Raw genomic sequence first — 20018 nt, forward strand, 5'->3', positions numbered from 1 at the left:
ATACATTTATGGCTAAAGATATTAAATTCTCAGAAAAAGCAAGACGCTCATTATTAAAGGGTGTTGATAAGTTAGCTGATACTGTTAAGACTACTATTGGTCCGAAGGGTAGAAACGTTGTTTTGGAACAAACTTACGGTAGTCCTGACATTACTAACGATGGTGTTACTATTGCAAAGTCAATTGAACTTAAGGATCACTTTGAAAACTTAGGTGCCAAGCTTGTTGCAGAAGCTGCACAAAAGACTAATGATATCGCTGGTGATGGTACTACTACTGCTACTGTTTTAACTCAAGCTATCGTTCGTGAAGGTATGAAGAACGTTACTGCTGGTGCTAACCCTGTAGGTATTCGTCGCGGTATTGAAAAGGCTACTAATGCTGCAGTTGATGAACTTCACAAGATTAGCCACAAAGTTGAATCAAAGGATCAAATTGCTAACGTTGCTGCTGTTTCTTCAGCATCAAAAGAAGTTGGTGATTTAATTGCTGACGCTATGGAAAAGGTTGGAAACGATGGTGTAATTACTATTGAAGATTCACGTGGTATTAACACTGAATTATCAGTAGTTGAAGGTATGCAATTCGATCGTGGTTACTTATCACAATACATGGTAACTGACAACGATAAAATGGAAGCTGACCTTGATAACCCATACATTTTGATTACTGACAAGAAGATTTCAAACATCCAAGATATCTTGCCATTATTACAAGAAATCGTTCAACAAGGTAAGTCATTATTAATCATTGCTGATGATGTTACTGGTGAAGCTCTTCCAACTCTTGTATTAAACAAGATTCGTGGTACTTTCAACGTTGTAGCTGTTAAGGCTCCTGGCTTTGGCGACCGTCGTAAGGCTCAACTTGAAGATATTGCTGCTTTAACTGGTGGTACTGTAATTACTGAAGATTTAGGTCTTGAACTTAAGGACACTAAGATTGATCAATTAGGTCAAGCACGTCGTGTAACTATTACCAAGGATTCAACTACTATTGTTGATGGTGCTGGTGACAAGAACGCTATTAAGGAACGTGAAGACTCAATCAGAAAGCAAATTGAAGAAACTACTTCAGACTTCGACAAGAAGAAGTTACAAGAACGTCTTGCTAAGCTTACTGGTGGTGTAGCTGTTATTCACGTTGGTGCTGCTACTGAAACTGAACTTAAGGAACGTCGTTACAGAATCGAAGATGCCTTGAACTCAACTCGTGCAGCTGTTGACGAAGGTTACGTTGCTGGTGGTGGTACTGCTTTAGTAAACGTAGAAAAGGCAGTTCGCGAAGTTAAGGGCGACAGTGAAGATGAACAAACTGGTATTAACATTGTTCTTCGTGCATTGAGTGCACCAGTTCGTCAAATTGCTGAAAATGCTGGTGAAGAAGGATCAGTAATCCTTGATAAGCTTGAACACCAAGACAACGAAATTGGTTACAACGCTGCAACTGGCAAGTGGGAAAACATGGTTGAAGCTGGTATTATCGATCCAACTAAGGTAACTCGTACAGCTCTTCAAAACGCTGCATCAATTGCTGCACTTCTTCTTACTACTGAAGCCGTTGTTGCTGATATTCCTGAAGAAAAGAATGACGCACCAGCTGCAGGTATGCCAGGAGCAGGCGCACCAGGTATGGGAATGTAGTTAGTTTATAAAAATTCTTAACGTTTTAGCGATTAGAATTGATATAAATATCAAATTAAAAAAGGCCGCATATGCGGTCTTTTTTTTGCTTGAATTTTTGTCGTATAATAATTAATTGTAAGCTAGCTAAAAAGAAAGAGGGGTTCCGATTGGCTAAAACAAGTACAACTCCAATGATGGAGCAATATTATGAGATTAAAAAGCAATATCCAGATGCCTTTCTATTTTATCGGGTAGGGGATTTTTACGAACTTTTTGAAGATGATGCGGTTAAGGGTGCACAAATTTTAGAATTAACCTTAACTCACCGTTCAAATAAATCTGAGAACCCAATTCCAATGGCCGGAGTACCTCATATGGCTGTTGATTCATACGTAAACACTTTGGTAGAAAAAGGTTATAAGGTTGCCTTGGTTGAGCAGCTTGAAGATCCTAGAGCCGCTAAAGGGATGGTTAAACGTGGCGTAATTCAATTGATTACACCAGGCACAATGATGAATGAAGGCCCTAATGATGCTAATGAATCTAATTATTTAACTTCTGTTGTGACAACTAAGTCAGGATTCGGTTTAGCATACAGCGACTTATCTACAGGTGAAGTATATGCCACACACTTAAAGGACTTTGCGTCTGTATCGAATGAATTATTATCATTAAGAACTCGTGAAGTGGTTTATGCAGGTAATTTATCCGAAAAGAATAAGGACTTCTTGAAAAAGGCCAACATTATTGTGTCGGCTCCTGTTTCAGTTGAAGGTGAACATGCAGAAATCTCTTACGTTGAACAAAGTTTAACTAATTCTGCGGAGAAGGCCGCAGTTAAGCAATTAGTTGCTTATTTGTTAACTACTCAAAAGCGTAGCTTAGCCCACCTTCAAATTGCTAAAAGTTATGAAGTAAATCAGTATTTGCAAATGTCCCATGTGGTTCAGAATAATTTAGAATTAGTCTCTTCAGCTAAGACTGGCAAGAAGATGGGTTCTTTATTCTGGGTAATTGATAAAACTCATACTGCAATGGGAGCCCGTCTTTTAAAGCAATGGCTCGCACGTCCACTTCTTTCCATTGATGAAATTAATCATCGTCAAAATATGGTTCAGGCCTTGTTAGACGAGTACTTCACCCGCGAAAATATCATTGATGCCTTGAAAGGCGTGTATGATTTAGAGAGATTGACAGGTCGAATTGCTTTCGGAAATGTAAACGCAAGAGAACTTTTGCAACTTTCACGCTCACTTAATGCAGTCCCAGCAATCTTAGATGCACTTAGAGAGTCTGGTAATGAAAATTTAACTGATTTTGCTCAAAAAGTTGATCCGCTTCAGGGCATTTCAGAGATGATTTCTTCAACTATAGTTAATGATCCGCCAATTCTTACTACAGAAGGTGGGCTTATCAAAGAGGGCGTTGATGCACAACTTGATCGCTACCGTAGTGCAATGAACAATGGTAAGCAGTGGCTTGCACAAATGGAAGCAGATGAACGTCAAAAAACCGGAATTGAAAACTTAAAGGTTGGTTATAACAAAGTCTTTGGTTACTACATTCAAGTTTCAAATGGTAATAAGAGCAAGGTTCCATTAGATCGATACACTCGCAAGCAAACCTTAACTAACGCTGAACGTTACATTACTCCAGAGCTTAAAGAGCATGAAAACCTAATCATGGAAGCCCAAAATCGTTCAACTGATTTGGAATATGATATTTTCGTCAAATTACGTGAAGATATCAAGAAATACATCCCTGAATTACAGAAACTTGGTAATCAACTAGCCGAACTGGATGTCTATACTGGTTTTGCAACAGTAGCTGAACAAAATAACTATTGTCGTCCAGTCCTGCATACCGAAAATCAAAATATCAAAATTGAGGCTGGTCGTCACCCTGTAGTTGAGAAGGTAATGGTCGAAGGTTCCTACATTCCAAACGATGTAAAAATGCCAGAAGATACTGATGTCTTCTTGATTACTGGACCAAATATGTCAGGTAAAAGTACTTATATGAGACAAATGGCCCTAATAGCAGTTATGGCTCAAATCGGTTGTTTTGTCCCTGCAGATAGTGCGGAATTGCCAATTTTTGATCAAATCTTCACGCGAATTGGGGCAGCTGATGATTTAATTTCAGGTCAAAGTACCTTCATGGTTGAAATGAGTGAAGCTAACGAAGCCTTGCAATATGCTACCAAACGAAGTTTAGTCTTATTTGATGAAATCGGTCGAGGAACGGCAACTTATGATGGAATGGCGCTTGCTGGGGCAATTGTTAAATATCTACATGATAAGGTTGGAGCTAAGACTTTATTTGCAACCCACTATCACGAATTAACTGATATGGATAAGACTTTGGAGCATTTGAAGAATATTCACGTTGGTGCTACTGAAGAAAATGGTAAGTTGATTTTCTTACATAAGATTCTTCCAGGACCAGCAGATCAAAGTTATGGTATTCATGTTGCTCAACTTGCAGGACTTCCAACTAAAGTTTTAAGAGAGGCAACTAAATTACTTAAACGCCTTGAAGCTCAAGGAGCTAGCGAATTGGGGCCAGCAAGTGAACAACTTGATTTATTTGCAAAACCAGCTGAAGAACCTGAGTCGATCGAAGCTGAAGAATCAAGTGCTAAACAAAACGTTTTAGATCAAATTTCTGACTTATATTTAGCTGATAAGACTCCACTAGAAGTGATGCAGTTAGTTGCCAATTGGCAAGAAGATCTGAAGGATGAAAATAATTAATCATGGCAAAAATTCATGAATTATCAGAGAATTTAACTAATCAAATTGCTGCTGGGGAAGTTATTGAGCGACCGGCCAGTGTAGTTAAAGAATTGGTAGAAAACTCAATCGATGCTGGTGCTAGTCGAATTAGAATCGATGTGGTCGACAGTGGTTTAAAGCAAATCGTAGTTCAAGATAATGGGGTAGGGATTGCCCCAGACCAAATTGATTTGGCCTTTACCAGACATGCAACCAGTAAAATTAATAATGAACGTGATTTATTTAATGTTGCTACTTTAGGATTTCGCGGAGAAGCTTTAGCTTCGATTTCTGCCGTTGCTCATGTTGAGATTTTAACTAATGACAATAATGAAGTCGGAACAAGAGCAGAGTTCAGCGCAGGAAAAAAGCTTAGTCAAGAAGATGCTGGAGCAAGTAAGGGGACTAAAATCACGGTTAAGGATCTTTTCTTCAATACTCCAGCAAGATTAAAGTATTTGAATAGTCTGCGAACTGAGATGATGAAAATTGTGGATATTGTTAATCGAATTGCCTTAGGTTATCCACAGATTTCAATTAGTTTAGCTAATGCAGGGAAAATTTTACTGAGAACTCCTGGTAATGGAAATCTTAAGAAAACGGTAGCGAATATTTATGGTCGTTCAACTGCTGAAAAGATGACCTCTTTTGAAGAAAAGGATAGCGACTTTAAGGTAGATGGCTTAATGTCGAAGCCTGAGTTAACCCGTTCAACTAGAAATTATATTTCCATTTTGTTGAATGGTCGTTACATTCGTAATTATCAGCTTACCTCTGCGATTATTGATGGCTATGGCTCAAAATTAGGTCCTAGGCATTATCCAATTATTGTAATTGATATTCATGTTGATCCTTTATTAGTGGATGTAAATGTTCACCCAACCAAACAAGAAGTTAGACTTTCAAAAGAAAAAGAGCTTAGTCGGCTTATCACTAAGGCGATTAGTGACACTTTAATTGAAAAAGATACTCAAATTAACGCATTTGAAGCGATTGAAAATGGTCGAAGCGATGATATTGTTGATCAATTACGGTTTAATTTAAACAAGTCCGTTGTGGATACAAAAAGAAAAGCTGATGAACCTGCGGAAGTTCGTGAAGAAAATAAGGCTATTATCAGACAGGACAAGCACATAGATGAAGTTGAATCAGATAAGTCCGCACCAAATTATGTTGATATAAATAAGCCACAAGAAAACGATAAGTATGTCATTACTGCTAGTTGGGATGAAAATGTTCAAAAGCAAATAGCATTAACTCCATTTAATAATAAAGTTGATGCGGAAGTAATTACTTCTGGAGATGAAACTTTAGCTAGTAATTTAACTGAATTAGAGTATTTGGGTCAGATGGATGCCTATATTCTTGCACAGAACAAAGGCGACTTGTACTTAGTTGATCAGGTTGCTGCTAGAAGACGATTGGAGTTTGAAAAAATTCGTCAAGTTATGAATTCAAAAAAGATTCCTCAACAAGGACTTTTAACACCAATTATTTTAGAATTCGGTAAGCTTGATTTTCTTCAAATTAAGGATAATTTGGATGAAATTAAAAAACTGGGAATTTATCTGGATATTTTTGGCGATAACAGTTTTATTGTTAGATCTTATCCAACTTGGATTAATGGTGAAATTGAAACATCTCTTAGACATATTTTAGATATTTTTCTTAATCTTGATGCAGGTAAAAAGGAAAACTTTTTTATTCGTGTGGCCGCTGATGAAGCCCATAAAAAAATTGCCAGCAAAAATAAACTTAATGCAGTAGAGGCGAAGCAAATTTTATCAGACTTGCGTCAAACAGCTGATCCATATCATGATGCTGATGGCCGAATTGTACTTGTAAAAATAAGCCAAAATGATATTCGCAAAATGTTTAAAAGGAATGATTAAATAAATGTATGAATTTTTTGAAGGCATAATTGCCGAAGTGACACCAGCCTACATTGTGGTAAATGTTAATGGTGTTGGATATAAAGTTTATAGTCCAACTCCTTTTGCTTATACAGAAGGAGAAAAAGCCAAGATATATATTGAGCAAAACTTTAGTGATAATAATGGCTTTACTTTATATGGTTTTCAAAGTCAAAAGGCCAAAGGTCTCTTTCTTAAGCTCCTTAGTGTAAGTGGAATTGGACCGAAATCTGCTTTAGCAATTATGGCCGCAGAAGATAGTGATTCTTTAGCAGAAGCAATTGAACAAGGTGAAGTGAAGTATTTAACTCGTTTCCCTGGAGTAGGAAAGAAGACCGCCTCACAAATTGTGCTTGATCTTAAGGGTAAACTTGGAGATTATATTAGTCGACTTGATCGAACTGATAAGGTTGAAACAAGTTCAGATGTAAGTCCAGCCCTTCATGATGCCTTATTAGCGCTTTTAGCACTTGGTTATACTCAAAAAGAAGTTGATCGAATTACTCCAAAGCTTGAAAAACTTGAACTAGATACTGCCGATCAATATATTAAAAAAGGTTTGGCGTTACTGCTTAAGAAGTAGTTACAATTTGGTATAATGGATCTACTGTATTTTTTATGGGGAAGTGAATTTTGTGACAGATAGAGACGACTTTTTAACTTCTAGTGAAGTCGAAGGGGAAGATGAGGAAAGAGTTGAACTTTCACTTAGACCTCAAAGCTTAGATCAATATTTAGGTCAAAGTCGTGTGAAAAAAGATATGTCGATTTATATCCAGGCGGCTAAGCAGCGTGATGAGGCTTTAGATCATGTGTTGCTTTACGGTCCGCCAGGACTTGGTAAAACGACTTTAGCATTTGTAATTGCTAATGAATTGGGCGTTGGGCTTAAGAGTACAAGTGGTCCAGCAGTTGAAAAAGCCGGTGACTTGGTTGCCTTGTTATCCGATCTTGATCCTGGGGATGTACTTTTTATAGATGAAATTCACCGTCTATCAAAGCCAATTGAAGAAGTTCTTTATTCTGCAATGGAAGATTTTTATGTAGATATTGTGATTGGTGAAGGTGAAACAACACATGCTGTTCACGTTCCACTTCCTCCATTTACATTAATTGGGGCCACAACTCTTGCTGGACAATTATCTGCTCCACTTCGAGATCGCTTTGGTATTGTGGAACATATGCAGTACTACACAATTGAAGAATTAGAAGAAATTATTCAAAGATCAAGTGATGTTTTCCATACTTCAATTTCCCCTGAGGCCGCAGTTGAATTAGCTAGACGTTCTCGTGGTACCCCGAGAGTAGCCAACAGACTCTTAAAGCGGGTACGTGATTTTGCGGAAGTAAAGGGAGAAGATACTATCTCTTTTGAAACAACTTCTCATGCTCTAAAGCAACTGCAAGTTGATAACGAAGGTCTTGATCAAACTGACCGTAAGATTTTGAGAACTTTAATTGAAAGTTATAAGGGTGGTCCAGTTGGAATTAAAACTCTTGCAGCTAATATTGGTGAGGATATTGAAACGATTGAATCACTTTATGAACCATATTTATTACAAAATGGATTCCTTTTATTAACTCCAAGAGGTCGTGTAGCAACTAAAAAGGCTTATCTTCAATTAGGCCTACCAATTCCGCAAGAAGATTAGTGTAAATTATCAATACTTTTTGTATAATTGTAATAACGCGTATATTTATTTATTAATTTTATTTATGAGGTGAAAAATTTGAATACTGTATTTTTGGCAAACACTGCAGCTGGTGGTAATAATCTTATGATGATTGGTTTATTCATCATTTTAATTGCTTTTACTTACTTTGGTATGATTCGTCCACAAAAAAAGCAACAACAAAAGAGAATGCAAATGATGGATCAATTAAAGAAGGGTGACCACGTTGTTTTAGTAGATGGTTTACACGCTAAGATTGATTCAATTAATGATAAGGACAAGACTGTTGTTGTTGATGCTGATGGAATCTACTTAACTTTCAGCAGAATGGCTGTTCGTCAAATCATTCCTGCTACTCCAGCATACGAAGATGATGCTGATAAGACTGAATCAAACGAAAAAGTTGAAGAGGCTCCAAAGGCAGAAGAAAAGGCTCCTGAAACTTCAGAAGATAAATCAACAGAAGAATAAAAAAATATTAATAAAGGCGTCGAAATGACGCTTTTTATTTTGCTTGAAAAATACTTGTTGTAGAATATATATAGTTTAATGATTAATTGTCAGGGGGATCAACAATGAAGAATATACCTTTAGTTATGATACTTTTTGGTGGTAGTGGCGATTTAGCACATAGAAAATTGTATCCTGCTTTGTTCAATCTTTATGAACAAGGTTTAATTCATGATAACTTTGCGGTGATTGCAACTGCACGTCGCCCATGGTCTCACGAGTATTTGCGTGAACAAGTATCAGATGCAATTCATGAAACTCATGAAGTTGTTGACGAAAATGAGATTAGCGCATTTGCCAGTCATTTTTACTATCAATCACACGATGTTACTAATGTTGAACATTATGTAACTTTAAAGCAATTAGCACATGATCTTGATGAAAAATATAGTGCTCAAGGGAATCGATTATTCTATATGGCAATGGCACCAAGATTCTTTGGCACAATTGCTACACATATTAATGATCAACATTTAACTGGTTCTGGATTCAATCGAATTGTTGTTGAAAAACCATTTGGTCGTGATCTTGCTTCGGCTGAAGAGTTAAACAAGCAAATTACTGCTTCATTTAAGGAAAATGAAATTTTCCGAATTGATCACTATTTAGGTAAGGAAATGGTGCAAAATATTTTACCTTTACGCTTTACCAATCCATTAATTAAGAATATTTGGAATTCTGATAATATTCAAAATATTCAAGTAACCTTGGCTGAAAGATTAGGTGTTGAAGCGCGTGGGGGTTATTATGAAACCTCTGGAGCACTTCGTGACATGGTTCAGAATCACATTTTCCAAATTATTACTTTACTAGCTATGCCTGAACCTAAAGATATTTCAGCAGCAAGCATTCACGAGGCTAAGAAAAAGTTACTCGATAGTTTAATTATTCCAGATAAAGATGTAATTAAAAAGCACTTTGTTCGTGGTCAATATGCAGGTAGTGATACTACTTTTGCTTATAAGAATGAGCCAAATGTTGATGAAAATTCAACTACTGAAACTTTTGCGGCTGGTGAAGTTAAGTTTACTGAAGGACCAGTGGCGGGTGTGCCAATTTACTTTAGAACAGGTAAAGAATTCAAGGAAAAGAAGAATCGAATCGATATTGTTTTGAAGCATATTAATACTCCATACGGAAAGGCTCATTCAAACAATATTACAATTGTAATTGATCCGAAGAGTGAAATTTTTATCACGATTAATGGTAAGAGAATCAGTGAACCAGGTATTCGTCGTGAAAATCTTGATTATACTTTTTCTAAAGAAGAACTTGCGCAAGTTCCAGATGGTTATGAAAGATTGCTTCATGATGTAATTGTAAACGATTCAACTAACTTCACTGAATGGAGTGAACTTAAGCGCTATTGGCAATTCATTGATGCGGTAGAATCAGCTTGGGATGAAGAAAATAAGTCGGGAAAGCCTGATATTCCACAATATATTCCTTACCGAATGGGACCAAAAGAAGCTAACGATATCTTTGAATGTGCAACAGCACACTGGATTTATGAATAATCAAGAGAATTTATTACCCCAAAATGACATCCATCGCCGGATAATCCATCTGGATATGGATGCCTTTTACGCTTCAGTAGAAATGCGTGATCATCCTGAATATAGGAAAAAGGCACTGGTCATTGCTCATGATCCCAGGAAACATCATGGACATGGAGTGATTACTACTGCTAATTATATTGCAAGAAAATATGGTGTTGGTAGCGCGATGCCAGCGATTAAGGCTGTTCAAAAAGTCCCAGAGGATCAACTAGTTTTTCTTGATCCGGATTTCAAAAAATATCGTGCTGTCTCAGCAACAATTCACGAGATTATGCATGAAGTAACTGATAAAGTTCAATCAGTTTCTTTAGATGAAGCTTATCTCGATGTCACCAAAAATAAATTAGGTGATTACTCAATTGTTAAATTAGGTAATTATATTCAAGAGAAAATTTATCGAGAGACCGGCTTAACTAGTTCTTATGGAGCTTCTTATAATAAGTTTTTGGCTAAGATGGGGTCTGAGTATGCTAAGCCGTTTGGTAAAACAATTATTCTGCCAGACGAAGCAATAGATTTTTTAGCTAAACAAGATATTAGTAAGTTCCACGGGATTGGTAAAAAGACCGAACCTGTATTACGTGAACTAGGTATTAATACCGGAGCCGATTTACAACAAAAGAGTGTTAAGTGGCTGATTGATAATTTCAAAAGGTTTGGCTATGTAATGGCGATGCATTCAAGAGGGATTGATTTGAGTCCGGTTGAATGGAATAGACAACGGAAATCAATTGGTAAGGAAAGAACATTTGAGCCAAGTGTTTTTTCAGAACAGCTTGCACTTAAGCATCTAAAAAAATTTAGTGAAGAAATTTCAGATATTTTGAAGCAAAAAAAGATGAGAACGGAATGTGTCGTTCTCAAAATTCGAGATACAGATTTTAAAACTATTACTCGTAGGAAAACGTTAATTAAATCAACTTTTAATAGTGAAGTTATTTACCAAGAAGCTAAAGATATTTTTCTTGAGTTACCTGAATTTTTGAATCGTGGAATTCGTTTGTTAGGAATTTCGGTAACTAATTTAAGAACAGAAGAATATGAGGAAACAAATCTTTTCTCTACTTTAGAATAATACAACGAAGAAATGAGTTTTCTGGTAAACTAAAGGTTAATGAAAAAGGAGAAGTTGAAAATATGAATATGAGTACTTTTGATGAAATTTATAAGAAGATTGAAGAATATCCAACTATTATTTTGCATCGTCACACTAATCCTGATCCAGATGCAATTGGATCACAAGCCGGATTGGCTAGAGCTTTAAAGGCAAAGTTTCCAAATAAGAAGATTCTTTGCGCTGGTGAAAATGATGAAGGTGACTTGGCCTGGATTAACACTATGGATGATGTAAAGGAAAGTGATTATCAAGGTGCTTTGGTAATTACTACTGATACCGCAAATACTCCAAGAATTTCAAACAAGAACTATGACAAGGGTGACTTGTTGATTAAGATTGATCACCACCCAAATGTTGATGATTACGCTGATATGAGCTATGTAGATCCTGATGCACCAGCAGCTTCACAAATCGTAGTTGATTTCTTGAATGCCGAAGGTTTTGAAATTACCAAGGAAGTTGCCTACCCACTTTATGCTGGTATTGTAGGTGATACTGGACGCTTTATGTACCCAGAAACTTCAGCTCATACTTTTGAAGTGGCTAAGCAACTTGCTGAAACCGGTATTGATTTAACTGAAATTGCTAGAAATATTAGTGATGTAACTTTTGCCCAAGCCAAGCTTCAAGCTCTTGTACTTGATTACATGAAGATTGATCCAAGTGGTGCAGCATACGCTATTTTGACACAAAAAGATATGAAGGATTTAGGCATTTCGCAAGATCAAGCAGATGTAACTGTTTCTACACCTGGTCGAATCAAGGATATTAAGGCTTGGAACGTCTTTGTTGAAAAGCCGGATGGTACTTTCCGTGTTCACTACCGTTCAAAGGCTCCAGTTATTAACCAACTTGCAGCTAAGCATAATGGTGGTGGTCATGCACTTGCTTCGGGTGCCAATGCTGCCGACATGGATGAAGTAAAGCAAATCTTTGATGAAGTTGTTGAAGTAACAAAGAAATACTATGAAAACCATGAAAAATAATATTTTTGAAGATTCAAGAATTAGACCTGAAATTCAAGCAGGTTTAAAAGAAATTAAGTTTACTAGTCCAACTAAGGTTCAAGAAAAAGTAATTCCTGTACTTCTTAGTAAGACTAATGTAGTTGTTCAAGCAGCAACTGGTTCAGGTAAGACTCATTCATATTTGATTCCAGTTTTTAATGATATTAATGAAAATCAAAACTATGTTCAAGCAATCATTACTGCGCCAAGTAGAGAACTTGCCGATCAACTTTATCAAGTGGCCAAGAGTCTTAGAAAGGCTTCAGGAATTGAAATTTCAATTGCTCACTTAGCTGGAGGGACTGATCGAGAGCGTCAACTTGAGAGAATTAAAAATAAGAAGCCACAATTAATTATTGCAACTCCAGGACGTTTGCTTGATTTTGTGGATAAGAAGATTTTCCCAGTTGACCATGTAAAAGACTTCATTATCGATGAGGCCGACATGACCTTAGATATGGGATTCTTGTCAGATATTGATAAAGTAGCGGCTAAGCTTCCAAAGGATGTTTTATTTGCTGCCTTTTCAGCAACCATTCCTGTTAAATTATCTAACTTTTTGCGTAAGTACATGGATAAACCTGAAGAAATTATTATTGATAATCCAGCAATTATTGCTCCAACTATCAAGAATGATTTGTTAGACGTTGGTTCCAAGGATAAGAAGCAAATTTTGCAAAAGCTTTTAACAATGGGACAACCATATCTTGCTTTGGTGTTTGCTAATACTAAGCAAAAAGTTGATGAAATTACTGAATATTTGCAAGCACAAGGGATGAAAGTTGCTAAGATTCACGGTGGTATTACTGAACGTGAGAGAAAGCGAACTTTACGTCAAGTAGAGCAAGGTCAATATCAATATGTAGTGGCCAGTGATTTAGCGGCCAGAGGACTTGATATTGATGGTGTTAGTCTAGTTATTAACTATGAAGTGCCTCGTGATCTTGAATTTGTGATTCACCGAATTGGCCGTACAGGTCGTAACGGTTTACCAGGACATGCAGTGACTCTTATTCATGAAGAAGAAATGAACCGGATTGAAGAACTTGAAAAGATGGGTGTTCATTTTGACTTTGTTGAAATTAAGAATGGAGAGCTAGTAGCGCGTAAGCATCACCATAGCCGTGATGAGCGTCAAGCTAAGAGTCGAAAGCTTGATAACAAGATGGTGGGCTTAGTTAAAAAGCAAAAACGTAAGCGTAAGCCTGGTTACAAGAAGAAGATTAAACGTGCAATTCAGGCTGATAATCGTCAAAAGCGTAAGCTTGAACAACGTCATGAAATGCGTAAGGCTAAGCGTTTAAGAAAACGTAAACGCGAACAAGGACGCTAAGTTTGGATTTATTTAATTGATAGCGGAGATATTTTCTTCGCTATTTTTTATTACGAATTAAACAAGATCTTTGACAGACGAGGATTTTGTAGTACAATTATTCTCAGCTTAAGATATGCTGTTTAAAGATTGAATTTCAAAGAGAGAGCTTAGTGGTGAGAGAGCTTAATCAACTTCAGACAGTGCTCCTTTAGCCCATTATCAATAAGAAAATAATTAAGAGGTAACAAACACTGTTGCAATCAAGGTGGTACCGCGTGCCAAAGCGTCCTTGTCACAGCAATAGTGTTTTTTATTTTAGGGAGATAAAAATGAAGAAACTAAACAGTTCAGAGTTTCGTCAAATGTTCTTGGACTTCTTCAAGAACCATGGACATGAAATAATGCCAAGTGCATCACTTATTCCACAAGATGATCCAACTTTACTTTGGATCAATTCAGGTGTTGCCACTATGAAGAAGTACTTCGATGGATCAGTTATTCCAAAGAATCCACGAATTACTAGTTCACAAAAATCAATTAGAACAAATGATATTGAAAATGTTGGTAAAACAGCTCGTCACCAAACTTTCTTTGAAATGCTTGGTAACTTCTCAGTAGGTGACTATTTCAGAGATGAAGCTATTCCTTGGGCATGGGAATTCTTAACTAGCCCAGATTGGCTTGGACTTGATAAGGATAAGCTTTACTGTACTGTATATCCAAAAGATGAAGATTCATTCAACGTTTGGGTTAAGGCAGGGATGCCAGCCGATCATATCGTTAAGTTAGAAGAAAACTTCTGGGATATCGGTGAAGGTCCTTGTGGTCCTGATACTGAAATTTTCTATGATCGCGGTCAAGAAAATAATGATGTTGCTGAAGATGATCCTGAAAACTTCCCTGGTGGTGAAAATGCTCGTTATCTTGAAATCTGGAACATCGTATTTTCACAATACAACCACTTACCAAATGGTGAATATGTTGATCAACCACATAAGAACATCGATACCGGTATGGGATTAGAACGTGTACTTTCAATCTTACAAGATGCACCAACTAACTTTGAAACTGACTTATTCTTACCAATTATTCACGCAACTGAAAAGATGAGTGATGGTAAGAAGTATGGTGAAAATGATGCTGATACAACTGCATTCAAGATTATTGCTGACCACGTTCGTGCAGTAAGTTTTGCTATTGCTGATGGTGCTCTTCCTTCAAACTCAGGTCGTGGATACGTACTTCGTCGTTTGATTCGTCGTGCAGCACTTAATGGTCAACGTTTGGGTATTAAGGGTTCATTCCTTTACAAGCTTGTACCAGTTGTTGGTGAAATCATGGAAAGCCACTACCCAGAAATTATGGATCAAAGAGGCTTTATTGAAAATGTAATCCAAAATGAAGAAGAACGTTTTGGTGCAACTCTTGATTCAGGTTTAACTTTGCTTGACGAATTAGTTGAAGATGCGAAGAATTCTGATGAAAAGACCATTTCTGGTAAGGATGCCTTCAAGTTATTTGATACTTACGGTTTCCCATTAGAACTTACTGTTGAATCAGCTGAAGATGCAGGTCTTAAAGTTGATAAAGATGGTTTCGATGCTGAAATGCAGGCTCAAAAAGAACGTGCACGTAAGGCCCGTGGTGATCTTCAATCAATGGGTAAGCAAGACGAAACTTTAATGAATATTAAAGATAAATCAGAATTTGAATACGGCGTTTACGAAGAACCACATGCTAAGCTAATTGATATTGTTGTTGATGATAAATTAGTTGATAAGGCAAATAGTGAAGAGGCAATTTTAGTCTTCGACAAGACTCCGTTTTACGCAGAACGTGGTGGACAAGTTGCCGATCATGGTAATATTTATAACCAAGATGGTGATTTGGTTGCTAAGGTTACAGATGTTCAACACGCACCAAACGACCAAAACTTGCACTATGTTGATGTAATTTTGCCACTCGAAAAGGGACAAGAATACGTTCTTAAGATTGATAAGGAACGTCGTGAAGGACTTCGTCACTCACATACTGCAACTCACCTTCTTCATGCAGCACTTAGACAAGTATTGGGTGAACATACTCACCAGGCTGGTTCTTTAGTTGAACCTGATTACTTGAGATTTGACTTCACTGCAATGGAACCAATGACTGAACGTGAACTTAAGTCAGTTGAAAAATTGGTTAACCAAAAGATTTGGGAAGCTATCGATGTTAAGACTACTATCACTGATCCAGAAACTGGACGTAAGATGGGTGCTTTAGCATTATTTAATGGTAAGTACACTGACAAGGTTCGTGTTGTTCAAATGGATGACTTCTCAATTGAATTCTGTGGTGGTACTCACTGTTCAAACACTAACCAAATTGGTATCTTCAAGATTACTTCTGAATCAGCAATTGGTGCTGGTATGCGTAGAATTGAAGCAGTAACTTCTAAGAAGGCATATGAATACTTAGCTGGTCGTTCAGATATGCTTGATGCAATTCAAGAAGAAGTTAAGGCAACTAAGCCAGAAAATATCATTGATAAGATTACTAGTCTTGAAAGTGACTTGCATGATAGCCAAAAGCAAGTTGAAGAATTGACTAGTGAAATCAACAAAGCTAAGGCTGGCGAAATCTTTGACAACGTTAAGGATGCTGGAGACTTAACTGTAATTGCTGAAATTGCAGATGTTAATGGCATGAATGACTTGCGTGAATTAGCTGATAGCTGGAAGAGTAGTAACAAATCTGATGTTTTAGTTTTAGCTGCATCAAATGATGGCAAAGCTAACATGATTATCAGTTTGAATGATAAGGCTTTAGGCAAGGGTCTTAAAGCTGGAGACTTGATTAAAAAGGCTGCTCCACTCTTTGGTGGTGGCGGTGGTGGTCGTCCTAACATGGCTCAAGCAGGTGGTAAGAACCCTGATGGTTTAAAGGACGCTATCCAAACGGTAATTGATGAACTTTCAAAAAATTAATTGATTGAGTTTAGCTTTTTTTTCAAGTAAAATTGTGACAGGAGGAATAATTATGAGTTCGCTAGATAAGACTATGCATTTTGACTTTAATCAAAATAAAGGAAAAAATGTTTATGATACTCTGCAAGACGTTTACAATGCGCTCGAAGAAAAGGGCTATAATCCAATTAACCAGATTGTAGGTTACTTACTTTCTGGCGATCCTGCTTATATCCCACGTCATAATGATGCACGTAATTTGATTCTTAAGCATGAGCGTGATGAAATAATTGAGGAGCTTGTTAAGAGCTATCTAGGTAAAGATAAGTAATGAGGCTAATAGGGTTAGATATTGGTTCTAGAACGGTCGGTGTAGCAATTAGTGATGAACTGGGGATTACTGCGCAAAAATTAGAGACAATTCCAATCGATGAAACTCGCCATAACTTTGGAATGAAATCCATAAAGAAGATTGTCAGAGAATATGATGCTGATGGTTTTGTTTTGGGTTTACCAAAAAATATGGATGGAAGTTCAGGTCATTCAGTTCAGCGCAGTAAAGAATACGGTAAACGACTTGAAGAAAAATTCGGGTTACCAGTTTATTACTCAGATGAAAGATTGACTACAATTGAATCAAGAAGAGTTCTAATTGAAGAAGCTGGGATTCATGACCGTAAGAAACGTAAAGAAGTCATTGACCAAATGGCCGCTGTACTTATTTTGCAAAACTATTTAGATTTACACCGAGAGGATTAAAATGGCAGCAGAATTTAATGGTGATGGCAGTGAGGACCGTCAAATTACCTTAGTTGATGAAAAAGGTAATGAAGAATTATTTGAAATCTTATTCACATTCCATTCAGATGATTATGATAAGTCATATGTTTTACTTTATCCTTCAGCTGTAGGAGAAGATGAAGACATTGAAGTTCAAGCTTTTAGCTATGATTCAGATGATGCTGGTGATGTAACCAGTACAGACTTACATGAAATCACTTCAGATGAAGAATGGGAAATGGTTCAAGGAGTACTTAATACTTTCCTTGATGATGACCGTTTAAGTGGTGAATAAAAGAGGACTGGCCTTGGCCGGCCTCTTTTTGTTATAGAAGAAAAAGAAGTATGAATACAAAAATTTTAGAAATATTAGAATTTAGTCAAATTACTGATAGATTGAAAAATTTAGCAATAACTGAGCCAGCTAAAAATAGAGCCGAAAATTTAATTCCAAGTGGAAACTATGACCAAGTTCAAAAACAGTTGGATCAAACCTTTGCTTTAGCAAATATTCTAAGAGTTAATGGTCAATTGCCATTAACCGATTTTGTCGATGTTAAGCCTAGTACTAAACGCTTAGGGGTTAAGGCTAATTTAAATGCGGCAGAGCTTGGAAATATTTTATTGGTATTAACTTTAGCAAATGATATTAATCATTTTGTTGAAGAATTAGATGAAAGCGCTGATATCACTGCAATTGATGAAATTATTGCTAAGCTTGATGTTCCAGAAGATTTATTTAGACGACTTAAAAAGTCACTTGATTATGATGGAGAAGTTTTAGATTCAGCCTCTCCTGCCTTAGCAAGGCTTCGTCATGATATGCATAGTAATGAAGAAGAAATCAGAAGTATGATGGAATCTTACACTAAGGGAAATAGTAGTAAGTACCTTTCTGAAGCAATCGTTACTATTCGTGATGATCGCTATGTTATCCCTGTTAAGCAAGAATATCGTGGTAAATTCGGTGGGGTTGTTCATGATCAAAGTGCTAGTGGTCAGACTTTATTTATTGAACCAGAAGCTGTTTTGAAGTTGAACAATCGTCAACAAAATCTTCTTGCCCAAGAAAGACAAGAAATTCATCGAATTTTGCGTGAATTATCAAATTTGGCTCGTGAAGAAATTGAACCAATAAATGAAATTGCACAGGCTTTGACAGAATTAGACTTTTTACAAGCAAAGGCAAAGCTAGCTAAAGAAATGAATGCTAGTCAACCTAAATTGTCACAAAATCATGAGATTAATTTGTTAAAGGCTCGTCACCCATTAATCGATCCCGAAAAGGTTGTTCCTAATGATATTAGTTTAGGAATTGATTTTGATACCATGCTAATTACCGGTCCAAACACAGGTGGTAAAACTATTACCTTGAAGACTGCAGGACTTTTACAATTAATGGCTCAATCTGGCTTATTTATTCCAGCAGCTGAAGGAAGTAAAGTTGGAGTATTTAAGCAGGTTTATGCCGATATTGGGGATGAACAATCAATTGAGCAATCTTTGAGTACTTTCTCGTCTCATATCAATGATATTGTTAATATTATGAAAAATGTGGATGATGAGACCTTAGTTTTAATTGACGAAATTGGAGCAGGAACTGATCCTGAAGAAGGTGCTAGTTTGGCAATTAGTATTTTGGATTTCTTACGTAAAAAAGATGCCAAAATTATGGTTACTACCCACTATCCAGAGCTTAAGTTGTATGGCTACAACCGTGAACGTACAACTAATGCCTCAATGGAATTTGATATTAAGACTTTGTCTCCAACTTATCGCTTACAAATTGGTATTCCTGGACATAGTAATGCTTTTGCTATTGCTCGTAGACTTGGTATGCGGGAAGATGTAGTTAAAAATGCTCAAAGTTTAATGAAAGATACTGACTCTGACATTAACAAGATGATTGAAAAGTTAAATGAGCAAACAAAAGCAGCTAATGTTGCAAGAAGTAGACTTGAAACTAGTTTAGATCGAAGCCAAAAGTTAGAACAAAAATTGCAAGAAGCGCTTGATTGGTATAATCAGCGAGTACAAAAACAGCTTGATTTTGCTCAAGAAAGAGCTAATGAAGTTATTGCTAAACGTCGTAAAAAGGCTGATCAAATTATTAAAGAACTTGAAGATCAAAAGAAAAATGGTGCCTTGGTTCAAGACAATAAAATTATTGAGGCCAAAGGTGAGTTTAATAAATTAAAACGTCAGGCTGATAATTTAGCCCATAATAAGGTCCTACAACGCGAAAAGCGTCGCCACCAGGTAAGTGTGGGTGATAAGGTTAAAGTGCTATCATATGGCCAAACTGGGACAATTACCAAGAAGTTGACAGATCATGAATATGAAGTTCAAATGGGAATTGTTAAAGTTAAAGTTAGTGATAGAGATATTGAAAGACTTGAAATGAGTAAACAAGCTTCAAAGCCAAAATCTCCTGTAAGAGCTACGAGTGGTTCTTTAAGAAGATCAAATACTCGAAGTGAACTAGATTTACGTGGCCAAAGATACGATGAAGCAATGACTAACTTGGATCGATATATTGATGAAGTTCTTCTTGCTGGTTTAGATTATGTAACTATTATCCACGGTATTGGTACTGGTGCGATTCGAAAAGGTGTATGGCAATATTTAAAGAGTAATCGCCATGTTAAGAGTTTTAACTATGCTCCCGCAAATGAAGGTGGAACTGGTGCAACAATAGTTAAACTAAAATAAGCATAAAGCTTGTAAAAAGTAAGTATACTTGATATATTTTATTTATAAAAGTTATTATTAAAAATTCGAAAGAGGTAAATAA

General features: G+C 36.6%; 15 protein-coding genes. All 15 read left to right on the forward strand.

Annotated elements, in window-relative coordinates; translation table 11 throughout:
* The first annotated feature begins 8 nt into the window (after nucleotides 1-8).
* The 15 genes from groL to NFR82_RS03410 all read left to right on the forward strand — a co-directional run bounded on the left by groL (nucleotide 9) and on the right by NFR82_RS03410 (nucleotide 19936).
* Nucleotides 9-1643, forward strand: coding sequence for a chaperonin GroEL (gene groL, locus NFR82_RS03340; RefSeq protein WP_251716804.1), 1635 nt, complete (start codon nucleotides 9-11; stop codon nucleotides 1641-1643).
* A 173-nt stretch (nucleotides 1644-1816) separates the two neighbouring features.
* Nucleotides 1817-4381, forward strand: coding sequence for a DNA mismatch repair protein MutS (mutS, locus tag NFR82_RS03345; protein WP_251716862.1), 2565 nt, complete (start codon nucleotides 1817-1819; stop codon nucleotides 4379-4381).
* A 2-nt stretch (nucleotides 4382-4383) separates the two neighbouring features.
* Entirely contained in the window at nucleotides 4384-6294 is a 1911-nt protein-coding gene (mutL, locus tag NFR82_RS03350) for a DNA mismatch repair endonuclease MutL (protein WP_251716806.1), read from the forward strand.
* 4 nt (nucleotides 6295-6298) lie between these two features.
* Nucleotides 6299-6898: a Holliday junction branch migration protein RuvA gene (gene ruvA, locus NFR82_RS03355; RefSeq protein ID WP_251716814.1), complete on the forward strand. Its 600-nt coding sequence runs from the start codon at nucleotides 6299-6301 to the stop codon at nucleotides 6896-6898.
* Between the two features lie 52 nt (nucleotides 6899-6950).
* Complete coding sequence (ruvB, locus tag NFR82_RS03360) at nucleotides 6951-7967, forward strand: Holliday junction branch migration DNA helicase RuvB (RefSeq protein ID WP_420908729.1); 1017 nt, start codon at nucleotides 6951-6953, stop codon at nucleotides 7965-7967.
* A 78-nt stretch (nucleotides 7968-8045) separates the two neighbouring features.
* The gene (gene yajC, locus NFR82_RS03365; RefSeq protein WP_251716816.1) at nucleotides 8046-8459 is read left to right on the forward strand and encodes a preprotein translocase subunit YajC; all 414 of its coding nucleotides are present in this window, start codon (nucleotides 8046-8048) and stop codon (nucleotides 8457-8459) included.
* Nucleotides 8460-8563: 104 nt separating this feature from the next.
* The gene (zwf, locus tag NFR82_RS03370) at nucleotides 8564-10015 is read left to right on the forward strand and encodes a glucose-6-phosphate dehydrogenase (RefSeq protein WP_251716818.1); all 1452 of its coding nucleotides are present in this window, start codon (nucleotides 8564-8566) and stop codon (nucleotides 10013-10015) included.
* Nucleotides 10008-11132 carry a DNA polymerase IV gene (dinB, locus tag NFR82_RS03375; RefSeq protein ID WP_251716820.1) on the forward strand — a complete coding sequence of 375 codons (1125 nt, stop codon included), beginning with the start codon at nucleotides 10008-10010 and terminating at the stop codon, nucleotides 11130-11132. The genes zwf and dinB overlap by 8 nt, the downstream gene beginning before the upstream one ends.
* Nucleotides 11133-11200: 68 nt before the next feature.
* Nucleotides 11201-12160 carry a DHH family phosphoesterase gene (locus NFR82_RS03380; RefSeq protein ID WP_251716866.1) on the forward strand — a complete coding sequence of 320 codons (960 nt, stop codon included), beginning with the start codon at nucleotides 11201-11203 and terminating at the stop codon, nucleotides 12158-12160.
* Nucleotides 12141-13514, forward strand: a complete 1374-nt coding sequence (locus NFR82_RS03385; RefSeq protein WP_251716822.1) for a DEAD/DEAH box helicase — start codon at nucleotides 12141-12143, stop codon at nucleotides 13512-13514. Before NFR82_RS03380 ends, NFR82_RS03385 begins: the two co-directional genes overlap by 20 nt.
* Nucleotides 13515-13825: 311 nt before the next feature.
* A complete protein-coding gene (alaS, locus tag NFR82_RS03390) occupies nucleotides 13826-16465 on the forward strand; it encodes an alanine--tRNA ligase (RefSeq protein WP_251716824.1) in 2640 nt (879 codons plus the stop codon).
* Nucleotides 16466-16517: 52 nt separating this feature from the next.
* Nucleotides 16518-16775, forward strand: a complete 258-nt coding sequence (locus NFR82_RS03395; protein WP_004045418.1) for an IreB family regulatory phosphoprotein — start codon at nucleotides 16518-16520, stop codon at nucleotides 16773-16775.
* Nucleotides 16775-17203, forward strand: coding sequence for a Holliday junction resolvase RuvX (gene ruvX, locus NFR82_RS03400; protein ID WP_251716826.1), 429 nt, complete (start codon nucleotides 16775-16777; stop codon nucleotides 17201-17203). Before NFR82_RS03395 ends, ruvX begins: the two co-directional genes overlap by 1 nt.
* 1 nt (nucleotide 17204) lies before the next feature.
* Nucleotides 17205-17519 (forward strand): DUF1292 domain-containing protein, encoded by a 315-nt coding sequence (locus NFR82_RS03405; RefSeq protein ID WP_251716828.1) that lies wholly within the window; start codon nucleotides 17205-17207, stop codon nucleotides 17517-17519.
* Nucleotides 17520-17569: 50 nt separating this feature from the next.
* Nucleotides 17570-19936, forward strand: a complete 2367-nt coding sequence (locus tag NFR82_RS03410) for an endonuclease MutS2 (protein WP_251716830.1) — start codon at nucleotides 17570-17572, stop codon at nucleotides 19934-19936.
* Nucleotides 19937-20018: the final 82 nt, after the last annotated feature.

The sequence above is a fragment of the Lactobacillus agrestimuris genome (assembly GCF_943193025.1).
Classification (GTDB): Bacteria; Bacillota; Bacilli; order Lactobacillales; family Lactobacillaceae; genus Lactobacillus; species Lactobacillus agrestimuris.